Annotated in this window: 30 protein-coding genes, 1 tRNA gene and 1 pseudogene; 16 read left to right on the top strand and 16 right to left on the bottom strand. The window is 59.4% G+C overall.

The annotated features are described in order from the left end of the window. Positions 1 to 561: a glycine cleavage system protein R gene (locus QMK52_RS27195; protein WP_003189463.1), complete on the bottom strand. Its 561-nt coding sequence runs from the start codon at positions 559 to 561 to the stop codon at positions 1 to 3. Between the two features lie 262 nt (positions 562 to 823). Between QMK52_RS27195 and dapA the strand changes: the two genes are divergently transcribed. From dapA to hepT, 7 genes are all read left to right on the top strand, one after another. Further along, positions 824 to 1,702 (top strand): 4-hydroxy-tetrahydrodipicolinate synthase, encoded by an 879-nt coding sequence (gene dapA / locus QMK52_RS27190; RefSeq protein ID WP_005786024.1) that lies wholly within the window; start codon positions 824 to 826, stop codon positions 1,700 to 1,702. 17 nt (positions 1,703 to 1,719) lie between these two features. After that, positions 1,720 to 2,835: an outer membrane protein assembly factor BamC gene (gene bamC, locus QMK52_RS27185; protein ID WP_005786026.1), complete on the top strand. Its 1,116-nt coding sequence runs from the start codon at positions 1,720 to 1,722 to the stop codon at positions 2,833 to 2,835. 4 nt (positions 2,836 to 2,839) lie between these two features. Further along, positions 2,840 to 3,598, top strand: coding sequence for an MBL fold metallo-hydrolase (locus QMK52_RS27180; protein WP_005786028.1), 759 nt, complete (start codon positions 2,840 to 2,842; stop codon positions 3,596 to 3,598). A 27-nt stretch (positions 3,599 to 3,625) separates the two neighbouring features. Then, a complete protein-coding gene (purC, locus tag QMK52_RS27175) occupies positions 3,626 to 4,339 on the top strand; it encodes a phosphoribosylaminoimidazolesuccinocarboxamide synthase (protein ID WP_010212191.1) in 714 nt (237 codons plus the stop codon). Positions 4,340 to 4,422: 83 nt separating this feature from the next. Next, a tRNA-Ser gene (locus tag QMK52_RS27170) sits at positions 4,423 to 4,512 on the top strand. Between the two features lie 121 nt (positions 4,513 to 4,633). Continuing rightward, positions 4,634 to 5,029, top strand: a complete 396-nt coding sequence (gene mntA / locus QMK52_RS27165; protein WP_005786031.1) for a type VII toxin-antitoxin system MntA family adenylyltransferase antitoxin — start codon at positions 4,634 to 4,636, stop codon at positions 5,027 to 5,029. After that, positions 5,019 to 5,438 carry a type VII toxin-antitoxin system HepT family RNase toxin gene (gene hepT / locus QMK52_RS27160; protein ID WP_005786034.1) on the top strand — a complete coding sequence of 140 codons (420 nt, stop codon included), beginning with the start codon at positions 5,019 to 5,021 and terminating at the stop codon, positions 5,436 to 5,438. Before mntA ends, hepT begins: the two co-directional genes overlap by 11 nt. A 32-nt stretch (positions 5,439 to 5,470) precedes the next feature. On the opposite strand, the gene QMK52_RS27155 is transcribed toward hepT, so the two are convergent. After that, the gene (locus QMK52_RS27155; protein WP_320403696.1) at positions 5,471 to 5,662 is read right to left on the bottom strand and encodes a hypothetical protein; all 192 of its coding nucleotides are present in this window, start codon (positions 5,660 to 5,662) and stop codon (positions 5,471 to 5,473) included. Between the two features lie 411 nt (positions 5,663 to 6,073). Here QMK52_RS27155 and QMK52_RS27150 point away from each other — a divergent pair, with 411 nt between their 5' ends. Beyond that, positions 6,074 to 6,325 carry a DUF6124 family protein gene (locus QMK52_RS27150; protein WP_005786036.1) on the top strand — a complete coding sequence of 84 codons (252 nt, stop codon included), beginning with the start codon at positions 6,074 to 6,076 and terminating at the stop codon, positions 6,323 to 6,325. A 75-nt stretch (positions 6,326 to 6,400) separates the two neighbouring features. Here the strand turns inward: QMK52_RS27150 and QMK52_RS27145 are convergent, their stop codons facing one another. The 4 genes from QMK52_RS27145 to QMK52_RS27130 all read right to left on the bottom strand — a co-directional run bounded on the left by QMK52_RS27145 (position 6,401) and on the right by QMK52_RS27130 (position 9,517). After that, complete coding sequence (locus QMK52_RS27145) at positions 6,401 to 7,627, bottom strand: MFS transporter (protein WP_005786037.1); 1,227 nt, start codon at positions 7,625 to 7,627, stop codon at positions 6,401 to 6,403. Positions 7,628 to 7,865: 238 nt separating this feature from the next. Beyond that, complete coding sequence (gene nadS, locus QMK52_RS27140) at positions 7,866 to 8,153, bottom strand: NadS family protein (RefSeq protein ID WP_003189536.1); 288 nt, start codon at positions 8,151 to 8,153, stop codon at positions 7,866 to 7,868. A gap of 2 nt (positions 8,154 to 8,155) precedes the next feature. Next, positions 8,156 to 8,470, bottom strand: coding sequence for a type II toxin-antitoxin system RelE/ParE family toxin (locus tag QMK52_RS27135; protein WP_194440293.1), 315 nt, complete (start codon positions 8,468 to 8,470; stop codon positions 8,156 to 8,158). Positions 8,471 to 8,575: 105 nt separating this feature from the next. Next, the gene (locus tag QMK52_RS27130) at positions 8,576 to 9,517 is read right to left on the bottom strand and encodes a LysR family transcriptional regulator (protein WP_005786043.1); all 942 of its coding nucleotides are present in this window, start codon (positions 9,515 to 9,517) and stop codon (positions 8,576 to 8,578) included. A gap of 157 nt (positions 9,518 to 9,674) precedes the next feature. On the opposite strand from QMK52_RS27130, the gene QMK52_RS27125 reads away from it, so the two are divergent. The 3 genes from QMK52_RS27125 (at position 9,675) to QMK52_RS27115 (ending at position 13,407) form a co-directional block, all read left to right on the top strand. Further along, the gene (locus QMK52_RS27125; protein ID WP_005786044.1) at positions 9,675 to 10,991 is read left to right on the top strand and encodes an MFS transporter; all 1,317 of its coding nucleotides are present in this window, start codon (positions 9,675 to 9,677) and stop codon (positions 10,989 to 10,991) included. A gap of 11 nt (positions 10,992 to 11,002) precedes the next feature. After that, positions 11,003 to 12,235 (top strand): Zn-dependent hydrolase, encoded by a 1,233-nt coding sequence (locus QMK52_RS27120; protein ID WP_005786047.1) that lies wholly within the window; start codon positions 11,003 to 11,005, stop codon positions 12,233 to 12,235. Between the two features lie 134 nt (positions 12,236 to 12,369). Further along, positions 12,370 to 13,407 carry a histone deacetylase family protein gene (locus QMK52_RS27115; RefSeq protein WP_005786049.1) on the top strand — a complete coding sequence of 346 codons (1,038 nt, stop codon included), beginning with the start codon at positions 12,370 to 12,372 and terminating at the stop codon, positions 13,405 to 13,407. Positions 13,408 to 13,425: 18 nt separating this feature from the next. Here the strand turns inward: QMK52_RS27115 and QMK52_RS27110 are convergent, their stop codons facing one another. Then, the gene (locus QMK52_RS27110; RefSeq protein WP_005786051.1) at positions 13,426 to 13,779 is read right to left on the bottom strand and encodes a type II toxin-antitoxin system RelE/ParE family toxin; all 354 of its coding nucleotides are present in this window, start codon (positions 13,777 to 13,779) and stop codon (positions 13,426 to 13,428) included. Further along, positions 13,776 to 14,366, bottom strand: a complete 591-nt coding sequence (locus QMK52_RS27515; protein WP_232289410.1) for a type II toxin-antitoxin system ParD family antitoxin — start codon at positions 14,364 to 14,366, stop codon at positions 13,776 to 13,778. Before QMK52_RS27515 ends, QMK52_RS27110 begins: the two co-directional genes overlap by 4 nt. Positions 14,367 to 14,390: 24 nt before the next feature. Between QMK52_RS27515 and QMK52_RS27100 the strand changes: the two genes are divergently transcribed. Then, entirely contained in the window at positions 14,391 to 15,293 is a 903-nt protein-coding gene (locus QMK52_RS27100; RefSeq protein WP_005786055.1) for a LysR family transcriptional regulator, read from the top strand. Here QMK52_RS27100 and QMK52_RS27095 read toward each other — a convergent pair. Beyond that, positions 15,285 to 16,043, bottom strand: a complete 759-nt coding sequence (locus QMK52_RS27095; RefSeq protein WP_005786057.1) for a substrate-binding domain-containing protein — start codon at positions 16,041 to 16,043, stop codon at positions 15,285 to 15,287. The two genes, QMK52_RS27100 and QMK52_RS27095, sit on opposite strands and share 9 nt — an antisense overlap. After that, entirely contained in the window at positions 16,040 to 17,347 is a 1,308-nt protein-coding gene (locus QMK52_RS27090; RefSeq protein WP_005786058.1) for an MFS transporter, read from the bottom strand. Before QMK52_RS27090 ends, QMK52_RS27095 begins: the two co-directional genes overlap by 4 nt. A gap of 197 nt (positions 17,348 to 17,544) precedes the next feature. Between QMK52_RS27090 and QMK52_RS27085 the strand changes: the two genes are divergently transcribed. Beyond that, positions 17,545 to 17,688, top strand: a complete 144-nt coding sequence (locus QMK52_RS27085; protein ID WP_173664474.1) for a hypothetical protein — start codon at positions 17,545 to 17,547, stop codon at positions 17,686 to 17,688. Between the two features lie 162 nt (positions 17,689 to 17,850). Here QMK52_RS27085 and QMK52_RS27080 read toward each other — a convergent pair whose 3' ends face one another. After that, complete coding sequence (locus tag QMK52_RS27080) at positions 17,851 to 18,288, bottom strand: hypothetical protein (protein ID WP_032803354.1); 438 nt, start codon at positions 18,286 to 18,288, stop codon at positions 17,851 to 17,853. A gap of 162 nt (positions 18,289 to 18,450) precedes the next feature. Here QMK52_RS27080 and QMK52_RS27075 point away from each other — a divergent pair. After that, positions 18,451 to 18,668, top strand: a pseudogene (locus tag QMK52_RS27075) (MFS transporter); the annotation flags it as partial. Positions 18,669 to 18,928: 260 nt separating this feature from the next. Further along, the gene (locus QMK52_RS27070) at positions 18,929 to 19,849 is read left to right on the top strand and encodes a LysR substrate-binding domain-containing protein (RefSeq protein ID WP_005786059.1); all 921 of its coding nucleotides are present in this window, start codon (positions 18,929 to 18,931) and stop codon (positions 19,847 to 19,849) included. A 26-nt stretch (positions 19,850 to 19,875) separates the two neighbouring features. On the opposite strand, the gene QMK52_RS27065 is transcribed toward QMK52_RS27070, so the two are convergent. From QMK52_RS27065 to QMK52_RS27055, 3 genes are all read right to left on the bottom strand, one after another. Further along, entirely contained in the window at positions 19,876 to 20,817 is a 942-nt protein-coding gene (locus QMK52_RS27065; protein ID WP_005786061.1) for a LysR family transcriptional regulator, read from the bottom strand. A gap of 137 nt (positions 20,818 to 20,954) precedes the next feature. Beyond that, positions 20,955 to 22,142 (bottom strand): cyanate transporter, encoded by a 1,188-nt coding sequence (locus QMK52_RS27060; protein WP_122735572.1) that lies wholly within the window; start codon positions 22,140 to 22,142, stop codon positions 20,955 to 20,957. Positions 22,143 to 22,273: 131 nt separating this feature from the next. Continuing rightward, on the bottom strand, positions 22,274 to 23,911 hold the full coding sequence (locus QMK52_RS27055) for a 5-guanidino-2-oxopentanoate decarboxylase (RefSeq protein ID WP_005786064.1): 1,638 nt from the start codon (positions 23,909 to 23,911) through the stop codon (positions 22,274 to 22,276). A gap of 111 nt (positions 23,912 to 24,022) precedes the next feature. On the opposite strand from QMK52_RS27055, the gene QMK52_RS27050 reads away from it, so the two are divergent. After that, positions 24,023 to 24,892 carry a LysR substrate-binding domain-containing protein gene (locus QMK52_RS27050; RefSeq protein WP_005786066.1) on the top strand — a complete coding sequence of 290 codons (870 nt, stop codon included), beginning with the start codon at positions 24,023 to 24,025 and terminating at the stop codon, positions 24,890 to 24,892. A 38-nt stretch (positions 24,893 to 24,930) separates the two neighbouring features. Here the strand turns inward: QMK52_RS27050 and QMK52_RS27045 are convergent, their stop codons facing one another. Beyond that, on the bottom strand, positions 24,931 to 25,545 hold the full coding sequence (locus QMK52_RS27045; RefSeq protein ID WP_005786068.1) for an NAD(P)-dependent oxidoreductase: 615 nt from the start codon (positions 25,543 to 25,545) through the stop codon (positions 24,931 to 24,933). 34 nt (positions 25,546 to 25,579) lie between these two features. Next, complete coding sequence (locus QMK52_RS27040) at positions 25,580 to 26,446, bottom strand: MBL fold metallo-hydrolase (protein ID WP_005786070.1); 867 nt, start codon at positions 26,444 to 26,446, stop codon at positions 25,580 to 25,582. Between the last annotated feature and the right edge of the window lie 8 nt (positions 26,447 to 26,454).

Here is a 26,454-nt window from a genome sequence, read left to right as displayed (position 1 = left end):
TTACATTGGGTTCTGTGGGCGCCATGGCTCGATCAGCGCGTCGAGGTTCAGGGCATCGGCGAAATCCAGGAACTGGTCGCGCAACCAACTGATCTGTACGCCGGCCGGCAGGGTCACGGTGAACGTGGCGTTGAGCATGGTGCCGCCGGTTTGCGGGGCCTGGTAGGTGTCGCAGGTCAGGTTTTCCAGCTCGACGTTGTGGTCGATGAAGAACTGGCACAACTCGTTGACGATGTCCGAGCGGTAGGCCGAGCTGACATACGCCACATAAGGCAGGGCCTGCGGGCGGTTTTCCAGGGCTGCGCTGCGCACTACGTTGACGGTGAAATCGTGTTTCTTGGCCAGGCCCGGCAGGCCGGTTTCGAGGCGCGCCAAGGCGTCCCAGGAACCGGAAATCTGCAAGACCAGCGCGCTGCACTCGCCGTGGCGGGTGAGGCGGGAGGTTACGACGGCGCAGCGGTTCTCATGGCTGGCGCGGCACAGGACGTTGGTCAGCTCCATGGGGTTGGCGCCGAGGGCACTGATAACAAGGAATTGTTCGCGAACTGTGGGGGTGGACATGCAGCCTTCCTAAAGCGATGAGCGGTCAATACTGTGTGGGCCGTATCGATCAAAGGATCAAGGGTAGCGAAAAGCGTCGCCAAGGGCTAGGAGGTGGCGTTTTCATTGCGTGATCGGCCGGCTTGAAGCGGTGCTTTGGCCCAATGATGGCATTGCCCGACGTTTAGTTGCTCCAGAACGCATCCTCACGCGGTACTTCGCTTGTACAAGCATCTTGGCGCCAGTACCATTACGGCTCTCTTTTTCCGGCAGGAGCGGTTGCATGATTGCGGGCAGTATGGTGGCACTGGTCACACCCATGGATGCACAAGGTCGTCTCGACTGGGACAGCCTGGGCAAACTGGTGGACTTCCACCTGCAAGAGGGCACCAACGCCATCGTGGCGGTCGGCACCACAGGTGAATCGGCCACCCTCGATGTGGAAGAACACATCCAGGTGATCGAGTTCGTGGTCAAGCGCGTTGCGGGCCGCATCGCCGTGATCGCCGGAACGGGCGCCAACTCCACGCGCGAAGCGATCGAGCTGACCCGCAACGCCAAGAAAGCCGGCGCCGATGCGTGCCTGCTGGTGACCCCGTACTACAACAAGCCGACCCAGGAAGGCTTGTACCAGCACTTCAAAGCCATCGCCGAAGCCGTCCAGATCCCGCAGATCCTCTATAACGTACCGGGTCGTACCGCGTGCGATATGAAGGCCGAGACCGTGATCCGCCTGTCCACCGTGCCGAACATCATCGGTATCAAGGAAGCCACTGGCGACCTGCAGCGCGCCAAGGACATCCTGGCCGGCGTGAGCAGTGACTTCCTGGTGTATTCCGGTGACGACGCCACCGCTGTCGAACTGATCCTGCTGGGTGGCAAGGGCAACATCTCCGTGACCGCCAACGTGGCTCCGCGTGCCATGAGCGAAATGTGCGCGGCCGCCATCGCCGGCGATGCCGCGACGGCCCGTGCGATCCACGAGAAGCTGATGCCGCTCAACAAGACACTGTTTATCGAATCCAATCCTATTCCCGTGAAATGGGCGCTGACTGAGATGGGCCTGATGCCGGACGGTATCCGTCTGCCGCTCACCCGGCTCAGCGAAGCCTGTCACGAACCGCTGCGACAGGCCCTGCGCCAGTCCGGCGTCCTGGTTTAATTGAGGAAGCACTACGCATGAAGCGATTGGCCGGACTTTCCGCACTTGCCTTGATTATCTCCAGCACCAGTGGCTGCGGTTGGGTATGGGGCCCGGAAGGCTACTTCCGTGACCGCGGCAGCGATTACCTGGAAGCGCAAGCAACCAAACCGATGCAGTTGCCGCCTGATGTCAATGTCGCCAAGCGTCTTGACCCCTTGTTGCCGATCCCACGCAACGTCGCCGACGACACCGTCAAGGGCGAGTACGTAGTACCGCGCCCGCAGCCGATCACGGCAGTGGCCGATGCCAGCGACTACAGCCTGCAGAAAAGTGGCGACAACCGCTGGATCGTGGCTCAGCGCCCACCTGCCGAAGTCTGGCCGGTGGCAGTGCAGTTCTTCCAGGACAACGGTTTCCGTCTCGACCAGCAACGCCCGCAAACCGGTGAGTTCACCACGGCGTGGCAGCAAGGCCGCGAGTTGTCCGCCAACATGGCTCAGCGCCTGCTGGCCGGCGGTGTGGCCGCCGACAGCGAGGCCCGTGTGCGTGTGCGCATCGAGCCAGGCGTGCAGCGCAATACCAGTGAAGTCTATGTGGTCAGCGCCGAGCGCCCTGCCGGCAGCACGGCCAACGTCGATTTCACCCCGCGTTCGGTCAACACCGGCGTCGATGCCGCGCTGGTCGACGAGATGCTCGCCAGCATGAGCCGTATCTCCGAGAAGGGCGGTTCCGTTTCCCTGCTCGCCGCCCGTGACTACGACACCCCTAACCGCGTCAGCCTCACCGAAGACGGCAGCGGTAACGTGGTGCTCAACCTGGGTGAAGACCTCGACCGTGCCTGGGCCAGTGTTGGCCGTGCGTTGGAGCAAGGCCCTTGGCGCGTTGAAGACATCAACCGCAGCCTGGGCCTGTACTACATCAACGTGGCTGAAAAGGCCGAGAAGAAAGACGACGAGCCAGGTTTCTTCGGCAAACTGTTCGGCAGCGCGCCGACCAAGGAAGAGATCGAAACCCGTGCCGAGCGTTATCAGGTTCGTTTGAGCAAGGTTGGCGAAAGCGTGCAAGTCACCGTCGAGAAGAACATCAATACCGTCGCGCCAGCTGAGACAGCGCGCAAAGTGTTGGGCGTGATTCAAGACAACCTGGGCTGATTCGGTGCGTTTTGCCGTTCTCGGCAGCGGTAGCCAAGGGAACGGTACGCTGGTCGCCCACGATGACACGTACGTGCTGGTCGATTGTGGTTTCTCGTTAAGAGAAACCGAGCGACGCCTGCTGCGCCTCGGGGTTCACCCCACGCAGTTGAGCGCAATTCTGGTCACCCACGAACATGCCGACCACGTGCATGGCGTGGGTTTACTGTCTCGGCGCTACAATCTGCCGGTGTACTTGAGTCGCGGCACGCTGCGCGGGATGCGCAAGCCCATCGAGCCGGCAGGTTTTCTGGCCGGTGGCGAGCAACTGCAAATCGGTGCCTTGAGCATCAATGTCATCGCGGTTGCCCACGATGCCCAGGAGCCCACGCAATACGTATTCAGTGACGGCCAGCGGCGTTTCGGCGTGCTGACCGACCTGGGTTCCTACTGCGCCAGGGTGCTGGACGGTTACCGGGACCTCGATGCCTTGATGATCGAGTCCAACCACTGCAGGGATCTGCTGGCGCGCGGCCACTACCCTTACTTTCTCAAGCAGCGGGTGGGCGGCGAGCTGGGACATTTGAACAATCACCAGGCGGCGTACCTGGTGTATGAGTTGGGCTGGCAAGACCTGCAACACCTGGTCCTGGCTCACCTCAGCAGCAAGAACAACCTGCCGACGCTTGCCCGGCAATGTTTTGTCGACACCCTCGGGTGCGACCCGGACTGGCTGCAACTGGCCGATCAAGATTCAGGGCTCGACTGGCGACACATCGCCTAGCCCACCTTACTCAAAGCGGAGCCCATCATGGAAAAACGTGAAGAACTCTACCGCGGCAAAGCCAAGTCGGTGTACAAGACCGACGACGCCAACCGCCTGATCCTGCTGTTTCGCAACGACACCTCGGCGTTCGACGGTAAGCGCATCGAACAGCTTGATCGCAAGGGCATGGTGAACAACAAGTTCAACGCCTTCATCATGCAGAAGCTCGAAGCGGCCGGTATCCCGACCCAATTCGACAAACTGCTGGGCGACAACGAGTGCCTGGTCAAGAAGCTCGACATGATCCCGGTGGAATGCGTCGTGCGTAACTACGCCGCCGGCAGCCTGGTCAAGCGCCTGGGTGTGGAAGAGGGCCTCAAGCTCAACCCTTACACGTTCGAGCTGTTCCTGAAGGACGACGCCAAGGGCGACCCGTTCATCAACGAATCCCACGTCGTGGCCTTCGGCTGGGGCACCGCTGAACAACTGGCGCGCATGAAAGAGTTGTCCCTCAAGGTCAACGACGTGCTGAGTAAGCTGTTCGACGACGCAGGCCTGTTGCTGGTGGACTTCAAGCTCGAATTCGGCGTGTTCCACGACGGCTCCATCGTCCTGGGCGACGAATTCAGCCCAGACGGCTGCCGCCTGTGGGACAAGGACACCAAGAAGAAGATGGACAAAGACCGCTTCCGCCAGGGCCTCGGTGATGTGATCGAAGCCTACGAAGAAGTCGCCAATCGTCTGGGCGTACCGCTGTAATCGACGCAAGCATCTGATAGCACGGAAAAAAATCGCTTCGGCGCTTTGCATCCATCAATCATGCTGTTATGATGCGCGCCGTTGGAGAGATGCCAGAGTGGCCGAATGGGACGGATTCGAAATCCGTTGTACCTTCACCGGTACCTAGGGTTCGAATCCCTATCTCTCCGCCATTACTTATAAACAGAAACCCCCAATAACTTAAAGGTTGTTGGGGGTTTTTGTTTTTGTAGCAGAAATGCTCAGGTGAATTCTGCTACGGTCGTGATTACCTGATGACAATGCGGGTCAATCATGAATTTTGAAAAAGTGCTCACGCATTTGCAGGCTAACCTTCCAGGTCTTTTGGCAGTGTACGTCTTTGGCAGCCAGGCGACGGGCGAGGCAAATGCCGACAGCGATCTTGACTTGGCTGTGCTGATTGAGGGAAGCATTGACCCACTGCAACTGTGGCGCCTATGCGGGGAATTAGCGGATATCGTCAAGGTCCCCGTCGATTTGCTGGACTTACGCGCAGCCTCGACGGTCATGCAATACCAAGTCATAACGACAGGGCGCCGCCTCTGGAGCAAGGACAGTCAGGCGGGTATCTTTGAGAGCTACATACTCAGCGAGAAAACTGCATTGGATTGCGCCAGGGCAGAGCTGCTAGTCGACATTCAAAAGGATGGAACGGTATATGGCCGATGATGTACTCATCAACAAGGCTGCCAGTATTGAGCGTTGCGTTGCTCGTGCTCGGGAGGAGTACGAAAAGGATCCAGCCAGTTTTGCCACTGACTTCACCCGTCAAGATGCGGCCATTCTCAATATTCAGCGTGCCTGCGAGGCGGCTCTAGACATGGGGCAACATCTGATTCGTCGTGAGCGCCTCGGTGTCCCCCAAAGTGCTCGTGACGTGTTTGAGCTGCTGGCGCAGGGAGGATGGGTGAATCCTTCCTTACTGACTAACCTGAAAAACATGGTCGGTTTCCGCAATATCGCGGTGCATGAGTATCAGACGCTTCAGTTGCCTATTGCCGTTGCGATCATCACCAAACATTTGGGCGATTTCCTGGCATTCAGTGCACATGTCTTGACTAAGGACGCGGGCCAGTGAGCCGATTCAAATGGCCCGCGGTAAAATCAAGGCTACAGGTCGTCTAGAGAAACCTTCACTCGCTGAACAGACGCCTGGCGCTCACGTACGGTCGCTATCAACGCTTCATCCTCTTTTGCCGGGCGCTTTTTGTCCGATTCTTTTACCGTTTCCCTTTGTCTTTTCTTCGCCTCTTGCTCGGTTACGTATTCACCTGTGACCGCATCGCGATATCTCGTTGGCATATCAGCATCCTTGACAGTATGTCGCCACGGCGGCGACCTTTTTGAGGCTAGCTTGCAGGCTTGTGCACACAAGCTTCCTCGCCGGAATTCTGGTTACCAAGCTTTTCCGAAACAGGTGCTTACGTTGTGCCGGTTCGACAGTTTTCCAGCAGGGTTGCGTTGACTGGGGCAGGACGCTAACCTTTCGCCGTCGCCCTCATGGCGACCGGTTTTGACAGACTGATTTACAGGTGTACGACCTCCATGCGATTACAGCGTTTCTGCTGTGACGTCGTTTTATGGCGGCTGTGCGTGGGGCATCTTCGGGTGCGCCGGGTCCTGTATACCGGTCTGTCAACCCGCGCATAGCTGCCACCTGATTCTGTTTGACAGCGGGATGTGGCAGCTCCCATTGCATACAGGAGCTACACAATGAGCAATCTCGATTCTGACTCCGAATTTTCCCCTCGGAAAATCTTCCATGTAGGTGCAGATGTCGGCACCGAAGAAGCCCTCACCAACGCCACCGAAATCCTTTCATCCGCCCTGCAAACCGCCTATCAATGCGCCGAAGATCCTGACAGCACGCAGTCGCCCGTGATCATGGCCCTGGCTCAATTGATCGAAAACGCGCAAATGCTGGTGGATGCCGTCCTCGAGCGTGATTTCCCCACGGCCAAATAAGTACCTGCTCCCTGAAACGAAAAAAGCCTGCTGAACTCAATGCTCAGCAGGCTTTTTTGCGCATCTCTAACCCGGTCAGGCAGGCTGCGCCACCAGGCTATTGCTGACCTTGCGCCCCAATACCAGCACGGTCGCAAACCCGAACCCCACCAACACCGTGGCCAGGCTCAACAACACCGAGCTGCCCATCTGGTCGACGATGCGCCCGCCAAAGAACGAGCCCAGGGCAATGATCACCTGAAACAGCGCCACAAACAGTGGCATGCCGCGTTCGACATCCTTGGGGGCCACGACAAACATCCAGATGCTGGCGCAAGCCGGGAAGGCGCCGAAGGCGAAACCCCAGAGTGCGATCAGCATCGAGGCGCCTGTCAGGCCGGTGGCGAAGTAGGGGAACAGTGCGGTGCTGGTACCGATCATCAACGCAACCAGCAGCAGGGTGTGACGTACGCTGCGGTTGGCGGCGAAACCGGCAAAGATATTGCCCATTACCCCGGCCACACCGTAGAGCAGCAGCAATGAACCAATTGTCGGGCCGTCAAAGCCGGAGCTGTGTTTGAAGAAGGGGGCGACATAGGTATACGCAGCAAAGTGCGCCAGGCCGATCAGCAATACAGCGATCAAGCCGACTCGCGCCTGTGGGTTGATAAACAACGCGGGCAAGTCACGAATCTCAATGGCCTTTTCCGGCGTCAGTCGCGGTAGCAGGAAGATCTGCGCGAGCAGCACCGGAATGCCCACCAACGCAGTAACCAGGAAGGTCATGCGCCAGCCCATCAGTCCACTGAGCCAGGTGCCGACGGGCACGCCCAGTACGGTGGCGAGCGTTACGCCCATCATGATGATCGAGGTGGCTTTCGCAACCCCAACGCCTTTGGGCGCCAGCCGCCCGCTGAGGGCAATGGCCGTGGCCCAGAAGCCGCCGATGCTGATGCCGAGCAATACACGGCCGAACAGCAGCAGGCTGAAATCGTTAGCTAAGGCCACCACCGAGTTGGCGATGATCATCACCAGTGTCAGGCCGATCAGCAGGTAGCGACGGTCCATGGCACCAATGCTGACCGACAGAAACGGCGCGGCGAGGGCGGCCATGATGCCGGGCAATGTGACCATCAACCCGGCGTGACCGGCACTGATGCCCAGGTCGCTGGCGACGTCGTTGAGTACGCCCACCGGCAGAAATTCACTGGTCACCAGGGCGAAGGCACCCACGGCGACCGAAAGAATCGCCAGCCACTGCTGTTTGACGCTTTGTTGATTATGTTCGGGAAGCCCGCTAGGGGCCTGGCTCGCGCTTGGCATGGGATTGGGTTCCGGGAGGAATGTCGCCTGAAGCCAGGCGAGGAGGGAATTTGGAGCGATTATAGGAATCAGTGGCGGCAATCGTTCAGGCGCTCGTTTCGATAGTAATCATCAGTGCTATCGATGTGAGATTTAAAGAGCCTTGAATCTGCCGCACAAACGAAAAAGCCCGTCGCTGGGTCAACTCCGGGCTTTTCCGGGTATGACGATGTTTAAGGCGCAGCGGTGGAGTCTTATTTTAGCTAGCCAACGCATTCAGTACATGGACTGGGTCATTATGGATAGCTTTCAACAATGCCTTTGCTGGTCCGGTAGGCTCACGACGACCCTGCTCCCAGTTCCGTAACGTGCCAAGTTGCACATCAATCAGCGCTGCGAATTTAGCCTGGGTTAGCCCTGTCGCCTTACGGATCTCTTTGACTCGCATTGAATCAACATGGAACTCACGAGAAGGTTCGCGTTCTCCGCGCAGGATCTCGTTCATCTCTTGAACGCTTTCCATCAGTTCATCAAAAAATCTGCTCATAGCTATCTCCAGTGCTCAATCGCAGCCTTCAGTGACTTGCGCTCTACGGCAGTCAAGTCCTGCTGTTCATTTTTGGGATAGATCATCAGTAAAACAATCTGTGATGCCGAGACGAAATGGTAATAGATCACCCGCGCCCCGCCACGTTTGCCATGGCCCTTGGCCGCTACTCGTATCTTGCGAACTCCACCCGTACCCTCGATTACATCGCCAGCAGAAGGGTTGACTACCAACACGTTCTGAAGAGCCGTGTAGGCATCCTCGTCGATCAATTCTTTAACGCGACGGGTGAAGACTGACGTCTCTATGAAAATCATCGCTAATGTACGCCATTGGCTTAGTTGGCTGCAATCCTAGCCGTGTGTGCTTCGACGTGCATTCAGTGAGTTGTAACTGCTTTTTGACACGCAGGATGTGGTCAATTATACGTCGGCCAACCGACCCAAAAGACTCTCAATAAACACCCCCTCCGCCCGGCTCATCTTCTGCTCCCGGTTCCACAACAGATGAATATCCACATCCGCAATCCCCTCATCCGGCGGCAACCGCCACAGCAGCCCGTTCTTCACATCGTCCGCCACCACATGAATGGGCAAACACCCCAAGCCAAACCCGGCAATGACCAAACGCCGCACTTCTTCCAGGCTGGAAGATGACGCCACGATCCGTCCGCTGAACCCTTGCTGATCACGAAAAATCGTCAGCGGCGAGAGCATCCCGCCAATCTGGTCGCTGGTAAAACTCACGAAGTTTTCCGACTGCAAATCCCCCTCGGCCAGGTTTGTGCGCCCGAACAATGGGTGATGTTTTCCGCAAAAGAACGCGTAGCGCTGACGCAGAAACAGGTGCTGTTCCAGGCGCGGCTGAGGCCGACGATTGAGGCTCAACCCCAGGGTCGCGGTTTTTTCCAGCAGGGCGGCGACGATGTCGGAGCTGCGCATCACTTCGACTTCCAGATCGACCCGCGGATGTTCGCGATGAAAGCCTGCGAGAAAGTCATCGAAAGTGTCGGAATTAATCCGGCTGATCATCAGCAAGCGCACTTTGCCGATCACTTCATCACCCGGCTTTTGCAGGGCGTTGCTCATTTGCGAAACCTGGCCGTACATCTCGCCGGCAATCGCGAAAATCTGTTCACCTGCCTCGGTGAGCACGAAGCGCGGGCCGCGACGTACGATGAGCTGGCAATCCAGCTGTTCCTCCAGGCGCTTGAGCGCCTGGCTGATGGCCGGTTGCGTCAGGTGCAGGCGGGCAGCAGCGCGGCTGATGCTCAGTTCCTGGCCGATCACGCGGAAGGTGCGCAGCAGGTTCCAGTCCAGGCGGTCGTTGAGCAGGGGGTGAATATCGCGGCGGGATTCGGACATGGTGTCGCTCGATAATAAGCAGTATTTATAATCAAGATAATAAATAGAAAATTGACTAATCATAGCCCCAGGCCGAAAAATCGGCCTCAACAAGCGCCATCAGAGCGCACCGGTTCGACCTTCTCCTGCCAAAAAAATAACCAAAGGAGCCAGCCCCATGAAGCCTTCCGCTTCGCCGCAGCCTCGCCGTGCCGCGGCCGCCGCTTTTATCGGCACCATGATCGAGTGGTACGATTTTTACATCTATGCCACCGCTGCGGCGCTGGTGTTCGGTCAGCTGTTTTTCCCCTCCGACGATAAATTGTTCAGCACCATGGCTGCGTTCGGCACCTTCGCCGTGGGCTTCTTTGCGCGGCCGTTGGGCGGCATTGTGTTTGGCCATATCGGCGACCGCATCGGCCGCAAGAAATCCCTGGTGATTACCCTCGTCATGATGGGCGTGGTCACGGTGTGCATCGGCCTGTTGCCGACCTATGCACAGATCGGCGCCGCGGCACCGGTGCTGCTGATACTGCTGCGAGTGGTGCAGGGCATTGCGGTCGGCGGTGAGTGGGGCGGGGCGGTGTTGATGGCCGGAGAACATGCGCCAAAGGGGCGCCGTAACTTCTTTGCATCCTTCGCGCAATTGGGCAGCCCGGCCGGTTTGATTCTTTCCCTGCTGGCGTTCAGTGCGGTGACCCGCTTGCCGGAAGAAGACCTGCTCAGTTGGGGCTGGCGCCTGCCGTTCCTGGCCAGTGCCTTGCTGTTGGTGGTCGGCCTGGCGATTCGTCTGGGTGTAAATGAGTCGCCGCAGTTCCTCGAAGACAAGGCCCTGGCGGAAAAAGCGCGGGCGATCAAGAAGGACCAAGCCCCCGTGCTGGAAGTGCTGAAAACCGCCTGGCGCCCACTGTTGTTGTGCATTGGCGCCAACACATTGGGGATTGCCGGCGTGTATTTCACCAACACCTTCATGATTGCCTACAGCACTCAACAACTGAACCTGCCGCGCTCGCTGATTCTGGAATGCCTGTTCGTCGTCGCCATTATTCAGTTCTGCGTTCAGCCACTGGCCGCGTGGGTGGCAGAGAAGGTCGGCGCTACACGGTTCCTGTGCGCCATGTGCGTACTGGCAATGGCCTCGCCGTATCCGATGTTCGTTCTGGTCAGCAGCGGCCAGGCGCCGTTGATCATCCTCGGCATAGCCCTCGCGGTGGTGTGCATGGCGTCGTTCTACGCCGTCATCGCAGGCTTTGTCAGCGGCCTGTTTGAAACCCGTGTGCGCTACACCGCGATATCTCTGGCTTACCAGGTATGCGGCGCATTGGCCGGTGGCCTGACACCGTTGATCGGCACCTGGCTGGCCCATCAATACCTGGGCCAATGGTGGCCGATGGCAGTGTTTTACAGCGTGATCGCGGCGGTCTCGTTGGTGTGCGTGCTGGCCTTGTCCCGCCGCCACGCCACGGCTCACCGCCTGGAAATGGCACACAGTTGAGGGAGTCCGCAATGTTGAAGATTAACGGCGAGCGCCTGTGGCGTAGCCTGATGGACATGGCCGAGATCGGCGCAACCGCACGCGGTGGCAGCTGCCGCCTGGCGTTGAGCGCCGAAGACCAGGCCGGTCGTGAGCTGTTCAGTCACTGGTGTACAGCGGCTGGCCTGACGTTGAGCGTGGATGCCATTGGCAATCTGTTCGCCCGTCGTGCGGGTACCGACAATGACGCCGCTGCGGTGATGATCGGCAGCCATCTCGATACCCAGCCCGAAGGCGGGCGCTTCGATGGCGTGTACGGCGTATTGGCCGGACTCGAGGTGATCCGCAGCCTCGACGACCACGGCATCCAGACGCGCAAGCCCCTGGAAATTGCGGTGTGGACCAACGAAGAAGGCGCGCGTTTCACCCCGGCGATGCTGGGCTCGGCGGTGTTCACTGGTGCCCTCGCGCTGGACAAGGCGCTGGCGACCACCGACGGTGATGGCGTCAGCGTGGCCGAGGCGTTGCGCACCACCGGTTATAACGGCGAGCGTGCATTGGGTGGGGCAGTGGATGCGTATTTCGAAGCGCATATCGAGCAAGGCCCGATCCTGGAAGACAACGCCAACAGTATCGGCGTGGTGACCGGCGGCCAGGCGATTCGCTGGCTCGATGTGCGTGTCGAAGGCATGGCTGCCCATGCGGGCACCACGCCGATGGCACTGCGCAAAGATGCGTTGTACGGCGCCGCAAAAATGATCCAGGCCCTGGAAAACCTCGCTGCCGATTTTGCCCCGTATGGCCTGACCACTGTGGGTGAATTGAGCATTGCCAAGTCGTCGCGCAACACCATTCCCGGTGTGCTCGACTTCACTGTGGATCTGCGCCATCACCGCGACGCCGATATCGACGCCATGGAGCAGCAAGTGCGCGCACGCCTGCAAGCGATTGCCGACAACCGTGGCCTCAGCGTGACTATCACACCGCACTGGATCAGCCCGGCCACGCCGTTCGATGCTGAGTGCGTGGCCTGTGTGCAAGCGTCGGTGGATGCTCTGGGCTACAGCCAGCAGACCATCATCAGCGGCGCTGGCCACGATGCCATCCACCTGGCGCGCTATTGCCCGACTGCGATGATCTTCATCCCCTGTGTCGGTGGCCTGAGCCACAACGAAGCCGAAGACGTCTTGCCTGAAGACGTGCGCCAGGGCACCGATGTATTGCTCAACGCCGTGTTGAAACGCGCCGGCCAGGTTCATTTCTAAAGGCTGACGCCGTGCCCATGTGGGAGCTGGCTTGCCTGCGATAGCGGTGAAGCAGGCGGTACATTGTGCTCTGACCGTGCGCAATCGCAGGCAAGCCAGCTCCCGCAGGTTCTGTGTTTATCCAGGAGCATCCTATGAATACGTTTTTCCATCCCGAACAACTGCTGCATCACCCACGCAGCTACTACTCTCGTGGCCAGATGCGCACGCCACAGGAGGTCCCCGAGCGTGCGCGCAACCTGCTGCTGGCTGCGCAAACCCTGGGCTTTGATATCCAGCAACCGAGCGACTACGGTATGGAACCGCTGCTCGCCGTGCACGGCGCTGCATATCTGGATTTTCTCCAAGAAGCTCACCAGCGTTGGAAGGAAATCCCCGAAGACTGGGGCGACGAAGTCATGTCCAACATCTTCGTGCGCGAGCCCAACGCCCTGCGCGGTATTCTGGCCCAGGCGGCCCGTTACCTGGCCGATGGCAGCTGCCCGATCGGTGAACTGACCTGGCGCTCGGCGTATTGGTCAGCCCAAAGCGCCGTCGCCGCTGCCAAGGCGATTCTCGATGGCGCACCTGCCGCCTACGCCTTGTGCCGCCCGCCGGGTCATCACGCTCGCTTCGATGCGGCGGGCGGCTTCTGTTACATCAATAATGCGGCGGTGGCTGCGCAAGCGTTACGCCAAGGCTTCCAGCGCGTCGCGGTGCTCGATACCGACATGCATCACGGCCAAGGCATCCAGGAGATTTTCTACCAGCGCGATGACGTGCTCTACACGTCGATCCATGGCGATCCGACCAACTTCTATCCCGGGGTGGCGGGCTTTGCCGAAGAAAAAGGCGATGGCCCAGGCTTAGGGTTCAACCTCAACCTGCCCATGCCCCACGGTGCCAGCGAAGCGCTGTTTTTCGAAAAGCTGGAGCTGGCCCTGGCAGCGGTGAAGGACTTCTCGGCGGATGTGCTGGTGTTGTCACTGGGCTTTGATATTTACGAGTTGGACCCGCAAAGCAAGGTCGCGGTGACGCGGGAAGGCTTTGCGCGGCTGGGAGAGTGCATTCGAGGGCTGGGGTTACCGTGCCTGATCGTGCAGGAGGGGGGGTATCACCTGGAGACGCTGGACAGTAATGCGCAGGCGTTTTTCAGTGCGCCAGCGGCTTGGGAGAAACTATCAGTCGATTAAGCGCTAAAGGCCTGCCGATCAGTTTTCAGCAGGCTTTTCATCTATCAATGAGCAGTCGTTCCCCTCACCCTGGAACAGCGCCGTGTAGTTTTGCCCGCCATAAAATACCCCCACTATCGACACCGTTTCGCAATCAGGCCTCACCCTGAACGCGATGATGGTGCTGCGACGATAGTGCGTGATGCGTAAGCCTGTAAGCAGGTCGTCACGGCGCGCGCCACGCAAGGGGAACAGGGCGAGGCTTTCACAGTAGCTGACGAGATTGTCGATAAAGCGCGTCGCTACCAAGGGGGAGCCGGCATCGCAGATGTAATCCTCAAGGGCATCGAGTTGCGTCAGGACTTCAGGCGAAAAAACCACCGAGTAGCTCACGCGTTCCCGGTGCCTTTGCGCTGACGCCTGGCTGCCATATGCTCGCGAACCTGTTCTGCAGATAACCCGCGCGCAGGTTGTGCCTCAAGAGCGGTCGCTGCCGGGATGACTTCGTCCCTCAGCCAGTCTTCCATGGCACGGTCACGTGCCAGCAGCACCCGCAATCCGTCGCGAATCACTTCGCTTTCGCTGGCATATTCGCCGGCAGCCACCTTGGCTTTGACCAGGGCCGCCATTTCAAGGGGCAAGGTGATGCTCATTTGCTGGGTTGAGCGCATTGGGATGTCCGCCAGAAGTGAGTAGGATTCAATCCTACTTGACCATTGGCGCGATGCAACAAGCAACTGATCAATGCCGATATCCGGCGTCTCGTCGTCCATCCAGAAGGGGTAGGTTTGCATAAGTTGCTGCGTCTCCAGTTGTGTGGTCCAGGCCGCAAGTATTGACCCGTTTTGACGATCGCGTGGCCGCAGGTAGCCGATAAGCTGCTGAAATGTATGACTTGATATCTGTAACAGGATTATCTCGATAAAGCCGCCCCGGCTCGCATGGCATCCCATCGACTCCCATACGATAATGCTCGTCACCCCGACCACTTTGGCCCGCCTCCCGTGATCATCAATTTCGACCTCAACGACCTCCAAGCCTTCCGCGCCGTGGTAGACAAGGGCAGTTTCCGTGGCGCCGCCGAGGCCATCCGTATCTCGCAGCCGGCCCTCAGCCGACGCATCGAGAAGCTTGAATCCGCCCTGGATGTAAAGCTGTTCGAACGCACCACACGGCGGGTCAGTCTGACCATGGTCGGTCGTGCCTTCTTGCCCCAGGTGGAGCGAATGCTCGACGATCTTGACATCGCCTTGATGGGCATCAGCAACGTCGCGTCCACCCGCATGGGCAACGTCACCATCGCCTGTGTGCCGTCTACCGCGTATTACTTCATGCCCCACGTGATCTCCGAATTCCACAAGCTGTATCCGAAGATTCGCCTGCGGGTGCTCGATGCCAGTGCTGGTGAAGTGAGCAATGCGGTGGCAAGCGGTGAAGCGGATTTCGGCGTGAGCTTCAGCGGTAGCCTGGCCGACGAGGTCGAGTTCGAGCTGTTGCTGCAGGAGCGTTATGTGCTTGCCTGTCGGCGTGACCATCCGTTGGCCATGCGTGAGAGCGTGACCTGGACCGAAGCCTATGAACACGACTACATAAGCGTGGACAAAACCTCGGGCAACCGCTTCCTGCTCGACCAGGCGCTGCGTGGCGTGCGGGTGAAAAAGCCGAGTATCTGCGAGACCCACCACGTGACCACCATGATCGGGCTGGTGGAGGCGGGGCTGGGCGTGGCGATGGTGCCGTCGATTGCGATGCCGGCGTGCGAGCACCCGATTCTGGTGAGTGTGCCGCTGGTAGAGCCGCAGGTGATGCGCAATGTGGGCTTGATCAAGCGCCGCGGGCGGACACTGCCGCCCGCGGCGCTGGAGTTGGAGCGATTGGTGCGGGAGATGCCGTTTCGGTCAGCGTGACACCGAGTCCAGGCCGGTGGATTGCACCACCGGTTGAGCTTGCGGCGAGGCCATGAACTGCAGCAGCGCCTTGGCCTCATCCGGGTGTTCGGCGTTGACCGGAATGCCCGCCGCAAAGCGTGTCACCGATTGCACGTCTTCCGGGATTTTGCCGACAAACGTCACGCCCTTGACCGGCAGCAATTCAGCCACCTGTTGCAAGCCCACTTCGTAGTCACCCTTGGCCACCTGCTCGCCCACCGGCACGCGTTCGATCATGGTGCCTTTGGCCGGCATACCGAGTTTCTTGAACAACTCTTTCTCGACGTACACACCGCTGGCGCTGTCCGAGTACGCCACGGATTTGGCTTTGCTCAGCACGGCCTTGAGTTCGGCGTCGGTATTGATCGCAGGTTTTTGCGCGCCTTCCTTCACCACCAGGCCAATGCGCGAATCGGCCAATTCCACGCGGGACGCGGGGTCGACCTTGCCTTGCTTGATCAGCTCATCCAGGGCGTAGCCGACCATGATCACTACGTCGGCGTGCTCGCCGCGGGCCAGGCGGTTGGGAATCGCTTCCGGCGCCTTGCCCATGGACGGGCCGAGAATGGTGTCGAGGGTGTCCCCGCTTTGCTTGGCGTATTGCGGGCCAAGCAGTTTATAGGCGGCGGTGAAGCCACCGGAGGTCATCACCTTGAGCTCTTCGGCCTGGGCCGTTAGCGCCAGGGCGCCGAGGACAACGGCAGTGAGGGATTTGAATAAAGGCTTCATTGCACCGCCTCCTGCATGACTTGGCCACGGGTATTGGCGTGGCGATACAACGCCAGGGTTGAACACAGTGCACACAGTGCGGCGAACATCATCCAATAGGCGGGAGATGCCTTGTCTTCAGTGATGTGGATGAACCAGGTGGAAATCGCCGGCGTGAAGCCACCGAAGACCGCAGTCGCCAGGCTGTAAGCCAGGGAGAAACCCGCCACGCGCACTTCCACCGGCATGATTTCGGTCAGCGCCGGGATCATTGCGCCGTTGTACAGGCCGTAGAGGAAGGAGAACCACAACAGGGTTTCCAGCATGTGCGCAAAGCTTGGCGCGTTGACCACGTAGGACAGCGCTGGATAAGCAGTGAGAACAGTCAGCACGGTCATGGCGATCAGTACCGGTTTGCGGCCGAAGCGATCACTGAGGATGCCGCCGATCGGCAGCCAGAAAAAGTTCGACACCGCCACCAGCAAGGTCACCAGCAGGGCATCGGAAGTGCTCAGTTGCAGCACAGTCTTGCCGAAGGTCGGTGCGTACACGGTGATCAGGTAGAACGCGGTGGTGGTCATGGCCACCATCAACATGCCGCCGATGACTACGGTCCAGTTCTTCACCAGGGTCGCCATCACTTCACGCATGGTCGGGCGATGCTTGCGGTTGGCGAACTCTTCGGTTTCCTGCAGGTTGCGACGCAGCACAAAGATAAACGGAATGATCACGCAACCAACGGCAAACGGAATGCGCCAGCCCCAATCGGCGACCACCGACGGTTCCATCCACACGTTCAAGCCATAACCCAGCGCGGCGGCCACCACAATGGAGATCTGCTGGCTGCCCGACTGCCAGCTGGTGTAGAAACCTTTGCGGCCCGGCGTAGCCATTTCAGACAGGTAAACCGAGACACCGCCCAATTCCGCACCGGCCGAGAAGCCTTGCAGCAGGCGGCCCAGCAGCACCAGCAGCGGCGCCCACAGGCCAATGGTGTGATAACTGGGCACCAGCACGATCAATAGCGTACCGCTGGCCATGATCGACAACGTCACGATCAAGCCTTTGCGACGGCCCACGTCATCGATATAGGCACCCAGAATGATTGCGCCCAGTGGTCGCATCAGGAAGCCCGCGCCGAACACGGCGAAGGTCATCATTAATGACGCAAACTCATTAGCGGCGGGGAAGAACGCGGCAGCGATATAGGTCGCGTAGAACCCGAACAGAAAGAAGTCGAACTGTTCGAGGAAGTTGCCCGAAGTAACGCGCAATACAGCGCCTACTTTCGAGCTGGCAGGGGCGGGCCGGGAAGGGCTAGTCATGATTTTGTGTCTCCAGCGTTCTTTTTAAAGTGCTTGTTTCGCTTAAGAATGGGGATAGTGGCTGACACATTTAGAAATGATAAGTGACAAATTTGGATTGATTGATGCGCGCTGGCTATCAATCAGTGCCTCCGTCAAAAGACCTGCCTTGTTCTATACTTGAGCCTGTGTCCAATTCTTACGGATGGGAGGTGGTAATGGCTGACGAACAGAAACGGCAGAATGAGTCGGAGCGCGAACAACCCCGGCGACAGGAGGAGGAAAAACCGCAGACCTGGAAGCATCCCGATGATGGGACTGAGCTTTCCGAGCGGGACCAGGAGCGTCCGCTGAAACCCTGAGTACCCATCCAGTCAAAAAAATTGAGAGCGACGTTGTATGTGTGGGGGGGGGCGTCAAAGTACCTTCGCTCTCATATATGACCGATGCAAGGGGTATATTTATATTTCGTTTTCCTCGAAGTTGAAGATAAGCGCTTTATTTATGTGGGTGGCAAATAATTATTATTTTTTATATTTTACGTCGCTTTTCAGGGAGTGTCCCTCGAACTCGCCCTCGCCATCTATTTTCTTACGTTCTTGGTTGTTTGCCGGGTTAACTGCAACAAAATTGAAAGATATTTTGATAGAAGCGTCGTTCGAGGAAACTGATAACACATTCACCGTTCCTCCTTCTTCATCGGCAATCCAGCTGTTTGCCCTGCCGGGATTGAACCACGCGCCGACTCTGGTACCTCTATTGATTGCATGCTCACCAACAGAGATATCTGTGGGGAATGTAAAATACAAACCTTTGAACATGACTCCTTCTTCTGGACCACCTACTACAAAAGAGTTCGTGTCGGCCTGATAGATAACTGAGTCAGCCACCCACCGTTCAGTGTCACCTTCGATATCGGCTTCTAAGCGACCTGTAGTTGCACGTTTTTCGATAGTCGTCATGATGGAGTTCTCATCAGTATTAGTAATAGTTAACAGCCTTTTTCGTGATTAATGATTAATACTAATGTCAGTGAAAATCTACTGTCAGATCTAACAGTAAATCGATTCAGTTGATTTGTGGAAACGGCCTTGCCTGGAAGAGAACGACGACCGAATTTTGCTGGACAGGGGTTCGTCAACGCTTGCGGGTTTTTGGTGGGTTCGTCGGGCGTTCGGTGATGGGCGCCATTGAGATGAGCACCGGTAATGCCATGAACCGCTTGAAAGTGATTGTCGTGGTGTTGGTGGTGGCCGCGTTGTCGGCATTACGCCTGCGCCAGGGCCAGGAGGCCCCTCACACCGGCAACGAGGTCGGAAACCCGGAAGCCAGCACCAGGTAAGCCACCACCGCCGCCAGGCATAAACCGACGAAAACGCGCAGCAAAGTCCTGGCGGTGGGGTGAACGATGAATTTGATGGCCCATAGCAAAAAACCGCTGAACAGTAGGCTCAGGGCGAAAATGATCAGCACAATGGAGTCTCTGCGACCTTCAAGCGCTGATTTATAGTCCCAAAGCCGCCGGATGAACAGTGCGCACATAGACGCAGCCCTGTGGCCTTTCTAAACTGCGGCTTGTCTTGGGGAGAGGGGTGGGCGCCGATGAATCGCAATGAATTACGCAAGGCCGACATCAACCTGATGGTGGTCTTCGAAGCGCTGATGCTTGAGCGCAATGTGACGCGGGTGGCGGAGAAGCTGTTTCTCGGCCAGCCCACCATCAGTTCGGCCCTCAACCGCCTGCGCACCTTGTTCAACGACCCGTTGTTCATTCGTGTCGGCCATCGCATGGAGCCCACGGCCCGTGCCGAGGAAATCATCCAGCACCTGTCGCCGGCCCTGGATTCCTTGTCATCGGCCCTGAGCCTGACCCATGACTTTGATCCGTCCATCAGTACCATGACCTTTCGCATCGGCCTGTCCGATGACGTCGAGTTCGGCCTGCTACCGCCGTTGCTGCGTGCCTTGCGCCAGGAGGCGCCGCAGGTGGTGTTCGTGGTGCAGCACGTGGATTACTGGCGCATTCCCGACTTGCTGGCGTCGGGCGATATCACCGTCGGCATCACCCAGACCCGCGGCCTGCCGGCAAATGCCAAGCGCAAGCTGTTGCGGCATATCCGCCCCTGCCTGCTGCGCGCCGATGCCTCGGACACGCCGCTGACCCTCGATGAATATTGCGCACGGCCCCATGTGCTGGTGTCCCACACTGCCAACGTGGCCGGGTTTGCCGATGAGTGGCTGGCGGAGGTGGGCCGCAAGCGCCATGTGGTGCTGTCGGTGCCGCAATACAGTTCGCTGCCGGCGTTGCTCGCCGGCACCGACATGATCGCCAGCCTGCCGGATTACACCGCCCAAGCCATGGCCGCCAGCGGCAATCTGTACTGCGAGCCGTTTCCCTTCCAAACCCCGACCCTGGATTTGTCGATGGTCTGGCTCAGCCACGTCGACACCGACCCGGCGGAGCGCTGGATGCGTTCGCGGCTGGAGGCGTTCATGAGTGACAAGCTCCCGGCTCCAAGCTAAGCAACTGTAGAGACGGCTTGGCGCCTTCAACTTGCCGCTTGCAGCTGTTCCTCACACACCTTCACCACTTGCTCACGAAACCAGCTATTGGCGCTGTCTTGCCCATTGGTTTCCTTCCAATGCATATCCAGGGTGAACCCCGGCAAACCGTTGGGTGCTTCGCACACACCGAACCCCGGTGCCGGCGCCAGCAACTTTTGCACGCGACGCGGCAGGGTGACGATGAAGTCGGTGCCGGTAATCATCTTCAACGCTGCGCTGTAGCTGTTGGCCCGCGCGATCACCTGGCGCTTGCGCGCCTGACGTGCGAGCCAGCCGTCGATCATGTTGGTGTCGGAGGACCATGGCGTGGGGAATATGTGACGCCGCTCGACGAAAGATTGCAGGCTGAACGCCGGCTCCCTGGGCGCCGAGCGCTGGTCGAACACACAAACCAGGTCATCCTCCAGCAGCATCTGGGTCTTGAAGTCTTTATGGGTGCGATGAAAGTGCGGGCCGAAGCAGATCACCAGGTCGAGGCGACCTTCACGCAGGTCATCGACGGGAATGTCGGTTTCCAGCTTCTGCACATTGACGATCACCGGCAGGTCGGCATGGTCGAAGTGCTTCAACAGCCGTGGCAGGATCAGTTGCTCGAAGTATTCCGGGGCGCACACATTGAAGGTCACCGCTTGTTGGGTCGGGTCAAAAGCCTGGCCACCGGCGTGACACAGGTTGATGCTTTCCAGGATCTTCTGCACATGCCCGTACATGGTGGTGGCCTTGTACGTCGGACGCATACCGGCCCGTGTGTTGATAAACAGCTCATCCTCAAAGCTGGTGCGCAACTTCTTCAGGCTGTAGCTCACCGTGGACTGGCTGACGAACAGCGTTTCGGACACATCAGTAACGCTGCTCTGGTCGTAGACGGCGATAAACACCATCAAATCCTGCATATCGAGCTTTCTGAGCGAGTTACTGTTTAGCATCGGTTTCGTCCGTAAACCCTTTGTACCGAACTCAGTACAAGACTGGGCAAAATGTTAACGGAACGCTCGTACCAATAGAAAGCTCTGTAGGACTCGTCAATGTTTCGTGTGGGACAAATACTGTTTGTAATACGACGTCAGCGGATATGTCGTACGTAATGCCGGGGGTTGAAGCGCAGGACCATCAGCAGCATTACCACAGTCACCGCGGTCAACGACCACCAGGCCCCTTCAAAGCTGCCCAATTGATCGCGGATCACTCCGGCAATCAAGGGCGACACGCCGGCAATCAGGTAACCGATGCCCTGTACAAACGCGGTAAGGCTGCCGGCGCGTCGTGGGTTGTCGAGGTGGTCGAGGGACACAATCAGGCTCATGGGAAACAGCCCGCCGATACCCAGGCCCAGCAGGCAAGGCCATAGCAGGCTCCAGTGTTGCGGGCTGAGGATCAGGCCGCAGAACCCGAGGATGATCAACACCAGCAGCACCGCGATCACGCCGCGTTTATCCTGGCGTCGGTTGGCGATGGCCGGGGTGACCAGACCGGAGATCACCTCCATGGCGGTCAGCAAGCCCAGCAGCAAGCCGGCATTCTGCTCGCTCCAGCCCTGTTCGACGTAGTACGGCGCCAGCCACGCCAATACACAGGTATAGGACGCCGTGCCCAGGCCAAAAAAGATCGCCAGCAACCAGGCGCGGCGATTGCTGAAAAATGATTCCCGAGTGCTCGAAGCTGCTTGAGGCAAGGGTGGCAGAGCCGAACGCTGGGCATACCAGAACACCAGCGCCAACAGCGCCAGCACCGCCCAGATCGCCAGGCCGATGCGCCAACTGCCGGTGCGCACTTGCACCAAGGGTGAGAGTGATGCCGCCAGCGCAGCGCCGCCCATGATCGCAGTCACATACAGGCCCATGAACAGCGAAACGTCAGCGCTGAATCGCGACTTGATCAGCGTCGGCATCAACGCCTGAATCAGCGCAATGCCGACCCCTGCGGCAATCGCGCTGACGATCAGCTCCAGCGCCGAATCCAGCAACAGCCGCGATAAGGTCGCCAGCCCAATCACCAGCAGCGACAGCATAATGCTGCGGTGTTCGCCCAGGCGCTTGGCCAGGCCCATGCCAAAAAACATCGCCAGGCCCATGGCCATGACCGGCAACATGGTCAGTAACGCGGCGCTGCTGAAACTCAACGGCACATCCACGCGAATCGACGACAACAACGGCCCCACAGCCGCCATCGACGGTCGCAGGTTAAGGGCGACCAGCACCACGCTGATCATCAGCCATACGGCGGTGGTGGGTTTTGCGTGAACGTTTTCCATGGGCCTGCCTTGATCGAACAAGGGCGAATCAGGCCATGCAGAGGCAAGTGGGGCAAATCAGAAAGTCGTTGGGGCTATCTAAAAATTGCGGATAACTGACAGATCGCCCCTCTCACAGGGGAAAACCAGAGTCACATAGAGCGAGTTCCGGGCCTGGTCGACTCCCACCGCCCCTGGTCGATTTCAATCAGCGTCGGCCCCTGGCGATTAGCTGCGGCGCGCAGTGCCGAGCGCAGATGCTCGATGCCTTCGATGCTCTCTGCCGCGCAGCCCAGGGCCTTGGCCACGCCAATAAAGTCCGGGGTGTAAATGTCTACACCCACAGGCTCGATGGCACGATTGAGCATGTATTTCTTGATCTCCTCATAGCCCTGGTTATTCCACAACAGCACGATCACCGGTGTGCCGGCTTCCACGGCGCTGGCCAGTTCCGGCAGGGTGAATTGCAGGCCGCCGTCGCCGATCAGGCACACCACCGGTTGCCCATCGCCGCGCGCCAGCCAGGCGCCGATGGCGGCGGGCAGGGCATAGCCCAGGGTGCCGTAGCCGGTGGATGAATTGAACCAGTGACGTGGTCGGTCGAGGTTCAGGGTCAGGTTGGCGCTGTACACCGGTTGGGTGGAATCACCCACCAGCACGGCGCCGGGCAGTTCTTCCAGGACGGTGTTGAGAAGCCGCGTGTGTGCACGGGTGGCAGCGTCCCAAGTGGGCTCCAGCTCGGTCCACAAACGTGCGACGCGGACCGGGCCCCAATCGGTATTGCGCGGCGCCAGTGGCTGGCGGTCCAGTTCGGTAAGCAGCGCCCGGGCGGCGATTTTCGCGTCGGCCACCAGGGCCACCTCGGGCGGGTAGTTGCGTACGGTCTGGTCCGGGTCGATATCGATGCGCAGCAACGTACCGGGAATCTTGAAGCCGCCGGCGAAGGTCACGTCGTAATCGGTTTCCGCCAGTTCCGTGCCGATGGCCAGTACCACATCGGCCTCGGCGACCAGGGCGCGGGTGGCCGCCAGGGTCTGGGTCGAGCCGATCAACAATGAGTGTGCGGCAGGCAACAGGCCTTTGGCATTGATGGTCAGGGCCACGGGCGCGCCGAGGGTTTCGGCCAGGCGGGTCAACTCGGGCGCCGCATCGATGGCGCCGCCACCGGCCAGAATCAGCGGGCGTTGGGCGGTGGCGAGCAAGCGGCTCATGTGCTCGATCGCCGTCGGTGCCGCTCCGGCGCGGGCCACGCTGACCGGCTGGCTGCCCAGCAGGGCATCGGCATTTTCCACCAGCACATCCAACGGAATCTCGATATGCACCGGGCGCGGCCGCCCGGCCTGAAACAGTGCAAACGCCCGTGCCAGCACGCCGGGCAATTCGTGGGCCGACATCAAGGTATGGGAAAAAGCCGCCACGCCGGCCACCAGTGCGCTCTGATTCGGCAACTCATGCAACTTGCCACGCCCGCCGCCCAACTGGCTGCGTGCCTGCACACTGGAAATCACCAGCATCGGGATCGAATCGGCATAGGCCTGGCCCATGGCCGTGGTGATATTGGTCATGCCCGGGCCGGTAATGATGAAACACACACCAGGCTTGCCGCAGGTGCGCGCGTAGCCGTCGGCCATAAACCCGGCGCCCTGTTCGTGGCGCGGGGTGACGTGACGGATGCCGGAGCGCGCCAAACCACGGTACAGCTCCACGGTATGCACACCGGGGATGCCGAACACATGATCGACACCGTAGCCTTTCAGGAGGTGGACCAATACTTCGCCGCAGGTTGCCATGCCGGTCGCTCTTGTTATGGATTGAAGGCGCTATTGGAACGGCTGGCCGGTAGCGGCAACAATCGATAAAAAGTCATACTCGCCATGTCCTCACGTCATGGCTACGCCCTAATGAAACGCCTTCCACCGTTGCCCGCATTGCACACCTTCTGGGTCACGGCCCAATGCTGCAACTTCACCCGCGCCGCCGAGCAACTGCACATCACCCAGGGGGCGGTGAGCCGCCAGATCGCGGGGTTGGAACGGCATTTGGGCTATGGGTTGTTTGTGCGCCAGGCGCGGGGTTTGAGCCTGACCGAGGAAGGTCGCGAGTGGGCGCTGCGGGTGCAGCAGGTGTTCGGCGTGATCGGTGAGGCCGTGGAGCAAATCGGCAATCGCTGCGAGGTTTTGCAGCTCAAGGCGTCCACCTGTGTGATGCGCTGGCTACTGCCACGCGTGCTGCAATGGCAAAGGGAGCGCCCGGATGTACCGGTGGAGCTCACCACCACCGTGGCCTACACCGTGGATTTTCGTCGCGAGCCATTTGATGCGGCGGTGATCTATGCGCCCATCGCCGAGCAGTCCGAGGAGGCTCGGCATTTGTTCGATGAACAACTCACACCGGTCTGTGCGCCGGCCTTGCTGGACAACTTGCACACGCCAGCAGATCTGCAACACCAGGTGCTGCTGCACCCCACGCGGGATCAGCGGGATTGGGCATTGTGGTTAAAAGCGGCGGGTACGCGCCTGAGCAGTCTGAGCCAGGGGCATCATTTCGAAACGCTGGACCTGGCGATGACGGTGGCGGCACAAGGCTCGGGCGTGGCGATCGGTGATCGTGCGCTGATTGGCGAGGACCTGAAGGCGGGGCGCCTGGTGATGCCGTTTGAACTGCGGGTGCCGACGGGCATGGGCTATTACCTGGTGTATCCGCCGCAGACAGTGCCTTCTGCCGGGTTGTTGGCCCTGATGGATTGGCTGGCCAGCCAGGCACAAATGTAGGAGGGGCTTGCCCCCTCCCACATGTTTACCGCGTGGTGTCAGTAGCCAACGGTGAAGCGCTTACGCGAGTGCTTGGGTGTTTCAACCTCGTCGATCATGGCGATGGCGTAGTCGGCAAAGCTGATCGAGCTGTTACCGTCACTGCTCACCAACAGGTCATCCTGGCCCAGGCGGAATTTGCCGGTGCGCTCGGTCCCGTCGAACAGCGCCGATGGCGAGAGGAACGTCCAATCCAATTCCTTTTCCTGACGCAGCGTTTCCAGGAAGTCAGCCCCGGCACTGGCTTCGGCCTTGTACTCCGCCGGGAAACCCGGGCTATCGATGACGCGACTGCCGTCCGGTAGCAGCAACGAACCCGCACCGCCCACCACCAGCAGGCGTTTGACCCCGGCCTTTTTCACCGGGCCGATCACGGCGCTGGCGGGCAAGGTGGCAAAGTGCGCGGCGCTGATCACCACATCGCTGCCGCTGATAGCGTGTTGCAGGGCATCGGCGTCCAGGGCATCCACCTGCTTGACCGTGACGCCTGGGCGTACGCCCAGCTTGTCGGTGTTGCGAGCGATGGCGGTAACGGTATGCCCGCGGCGCAGGGCTTCTTCCAGCAGTTGGCTACCGGCACGGCCGGTGGCACCAATGATTGCGATTTTGCTCATGACGTTCTCCATCAGGGTTAGGGTTTAAAGCCGATCACCACTTCATTTCGCCCTTGGCGACTTTGGCGCTCAATTCCAGCGAGCTTTCGTCGGCGAGGGTGGGGTAACGCTGTTTCATGGCCGCAATCAGGGCGGCGGAATCCTTGGCCTTGGCGGTTTCGATGTCGAAGGCCTTGATGTAGTCGGCGGTGAATTTCACCGAGGCCAGCGATGGGGTGCCCAGGTAGTGGCCAGGGATCACTGTTTTTGGCTTCAAGCCTTCAATGCGCTCAAGGGTGCTCAACCAGTCTTTATGAGATTGCGCGCCCTGAGTGTCAGCCATCCACAGGTGAATGTTTTCGGCGACAACCACACCACCGACCACAGCCTTGATCGACGGGATCCACACAAAGCTGCGATCCGGCTGCGGACCGTCCAGACCCACCACTTCAAGCTGTTGCCCTTCAAGGGTCAGGCTGTGGCCTTGCAGCACTTGCGGCACAATCGTCTTGGCCGGTTTGTCGGCGCCCATTTTCGGGCCCCAATATTCCAGCTTGCCGGCGACGGTGGCGTTGATATGGTCGACCACCGGTTGCGGCGCCAGCACCTTGGCGTCGGGGAAGGCGGCGGTCAGGGTGTCGAGGCCGAAGTAGTAGTCCGGGTCGCCATGGCTGATGTAGATGGTGGTCAGGTGCTTGCCGCTGGCGCGGATGTTCTGCACCAGTTGTTCGGCCTGGCCTTTGCCGAATTGGGCGTCCACCAGGATCGCGTCTTTGGCACCGCTGACCAGCACCGAGCTGACGGGAAAGATCGCCGCTTCGCCGGGGTTGTACACGTCCAGTTTCAGCTCAGCGGCTGCCGCGTGGGCGGCGAAGGCCAGGGCGGCAGTGGCCAGGGTCAAGCGTTTGAAGGTCGAGAACATTGGGCAGC

Source organism: Pseudomonas sp. P9_2 (assembly GCF_034008255.1).
Classification (GTDB): domain Bacteria; phylum Pseudomonadota; class Gammaproteobacteria; order Pseudomonadales; family Pseudomonadaceae; genus Aquipseudomonas; species Aquipseudomonas synxantha_A.
Note: the sequence above shows the minus strand (reverse complement) of the source record. Positions and strands in the feature narration are given on the sequence as shown.

Excerpts from the sequence above, each read along its gene's own strand:
- QMK52_RS27195 (WP_003189463.1), bottom strand. The coding sequence starts at position 561 with ATGTCCACCCCCACAGTTCGCGAACAATTCCTTGTTATCAGTGCCCTC.
- dapA (WP_005786024.1), top strand. The coding sequence starts at position 824 with ATGATTGCGGGCAGTATGGTGGCACTGGTCACACCCATGGATGCACAA.
- bamC (WP_005786026.1), top strand. The coding sequence starts at position 1,720 with ATGAAGCGATTGGCCGGACTTTCCGCACTTGCCTTGATTATCTCCAGC.
- purC (WP_010212191.1), top strand. The coding sequence starts at position 3,626 with ATGGAAAAACGTGAAGAACTCTACCGCGGCAAAGCCAAGTCGGTGTAC.
- mntA (WP_005786031.1), top strand. The coding sequence starts at position 4,634 with ATGAATTTTGAAAAAGTGCTCACGCATTTGCAGGCTAACCTTCCAGGT.
- hepT (WP_005786034.1), top strand. The coding sequence starts at position 5,019 with ATGGCCGATGATGTACTCATCAACAAGGCTGCCAGTATTGAGCGTTGC.
- QMK52_RS27155 (WP_320403696.1), bottom strand. The coding sequence starts at position 5,662 with ATGCCAACGAGATATCGCGATGCGGTCACAGGTGAATACGTAACCGAG.
- QMK52_RS27150 (WP_005786036.1), top strand. The coding sequence starts at position 6,074 with ATGAGCAATCTCGATTCTGACTCCGAATTTTCCCCTCGGAAAATCTTC.
- QMK52_RS27145 (WP_005786037.1), bottom strand. The coding sequence starts at position 7,627 with ATGCCAAGCGCGAGCCAGGCCCCTAGCGGGCTTCCCGAACATAATCAA.
- nadS (WP_003189536.1), bottom strand. The coding sequence starts at position 8,153 with ATGAGCAGATTTTTTGATGAACTGATGGAAAGCGTTCAAGAGATGAAC.
- QMK52_RS27135 (WP_194440293.1), bottom strand. The coding sequence starts at position 8,470 with ATGATTTTCATAGAGACGTCAGTCTTCACCCGTCGCGTTAAAGAATTG.
- QMK52_RS27130 (WP_005786043.1), bottom strand. The coding sequence starts at position 9,517 with ATGTCCGAATCCCGCCGCGATATTCACCCCCTGCTCAACGACCGCCTG.
- QMK52_RS27125 (WP_005786044.1), top strand. The coding sequence starts at position 9,675 with ATGAAGCCTTCCGCTTCGCCGCAGCCTCGCCGTGCCGCGGCCGCCGCT.
- QMK52_RS27120 (WP_005786047.1), top strand. The coding sequence starts at position 11,003 with ATGTTGAAGATTAACGGCGAGCGCCTGTGGCGTAGCCTGATGGACATG.
- QMK52_RS27115 (WP_005786049.1), top strand. The coding sequence starts at position 12,370 with ATGAATACGTTTTTCCATCCCGAACAACTGCTGCATCACCCACGCAGC.
- QMK52_RS27095 (WP_005786057.1), bottom strand. The coding sequence starts at position 16,043 with ATGAAGCCTTTATTCAAATCCCTCACTGCCGTTGTCCTCGGCGCCCTG.
- QMK52_RS27090 (WP_005786058.1), bottom strand. The coding sequence starts at position 17,347 with ATGACTAGCCCTTCCCGGCCCGCCCCTGCCAGCTCGAAAGTAGGCGCT.
- QMK52_RS27085 (WP_173664474.1), top strand. The coding sequence starts at position 17,545 with ATGGCTGACGAACAGAAACGGCAGAATGAGTCGGAGCGCGAACAACCC.
- QMK52_RS27080 (WP_032803354.1), bottom strand. The coding sequence starts at position 18,288 with ATGACGACTATCGAAAAACGTGCAACTACAGGTCGCTTAGAAGCCGAT.
- QMK52_RS27070 (WP_005786059.1), top strand. The coding sequence starts at position 18,929 with ATGAATCGCAATGAATTACGCAAGGCCGACATCAACCTGATGGTGGTC.
- QMK52_RS27065 (WP_005786061.1), bottom strand. The coding sequence starts at position 20,817 with ATGCTAAACAGTAACTCGCTCAGAAAGCTCGATATGCAGGATTTGATG.
- QMK52_RS27060 (WP_122735572.1), bottom strand. The coding sequence starts at position 22,142 with ATGGAAAACGTTCACGCAAAACCCACCACCGCCGTATGGCTGATGATC.
- QMK52_RS27055 (WP_005786064.1), bottom strand. The coding sequence starts at position 23,911 with ATGGCAACCTGCGGCGAAGTATTGGTCCACCTCCTGAAAGGCTACGGT.
- QMK52_RS27050 (WP_005786066.1), top strand. The coding sequence starts at position 24,023 with ATGAAACGCCTTCCACCGTTGCCCGCATTGCACACCTTCTGGGTCACG.
- QMK52_RS27045 (WP_005786068.1), bottom strand. The coding sequence starts at position 25,545 with ATGAGCAAAATCGCAATCATTGGTGCCACCGGCCGTGCCGGTAGCCAA.
- QMK52_RS27040 (WP_005786070.1), bottom strand. The coding sequence starts at position 26,446 with ATGTTCTCGACCTTCAAACGCTTGACCCTGGCCACTGCCGCCCTGGCC.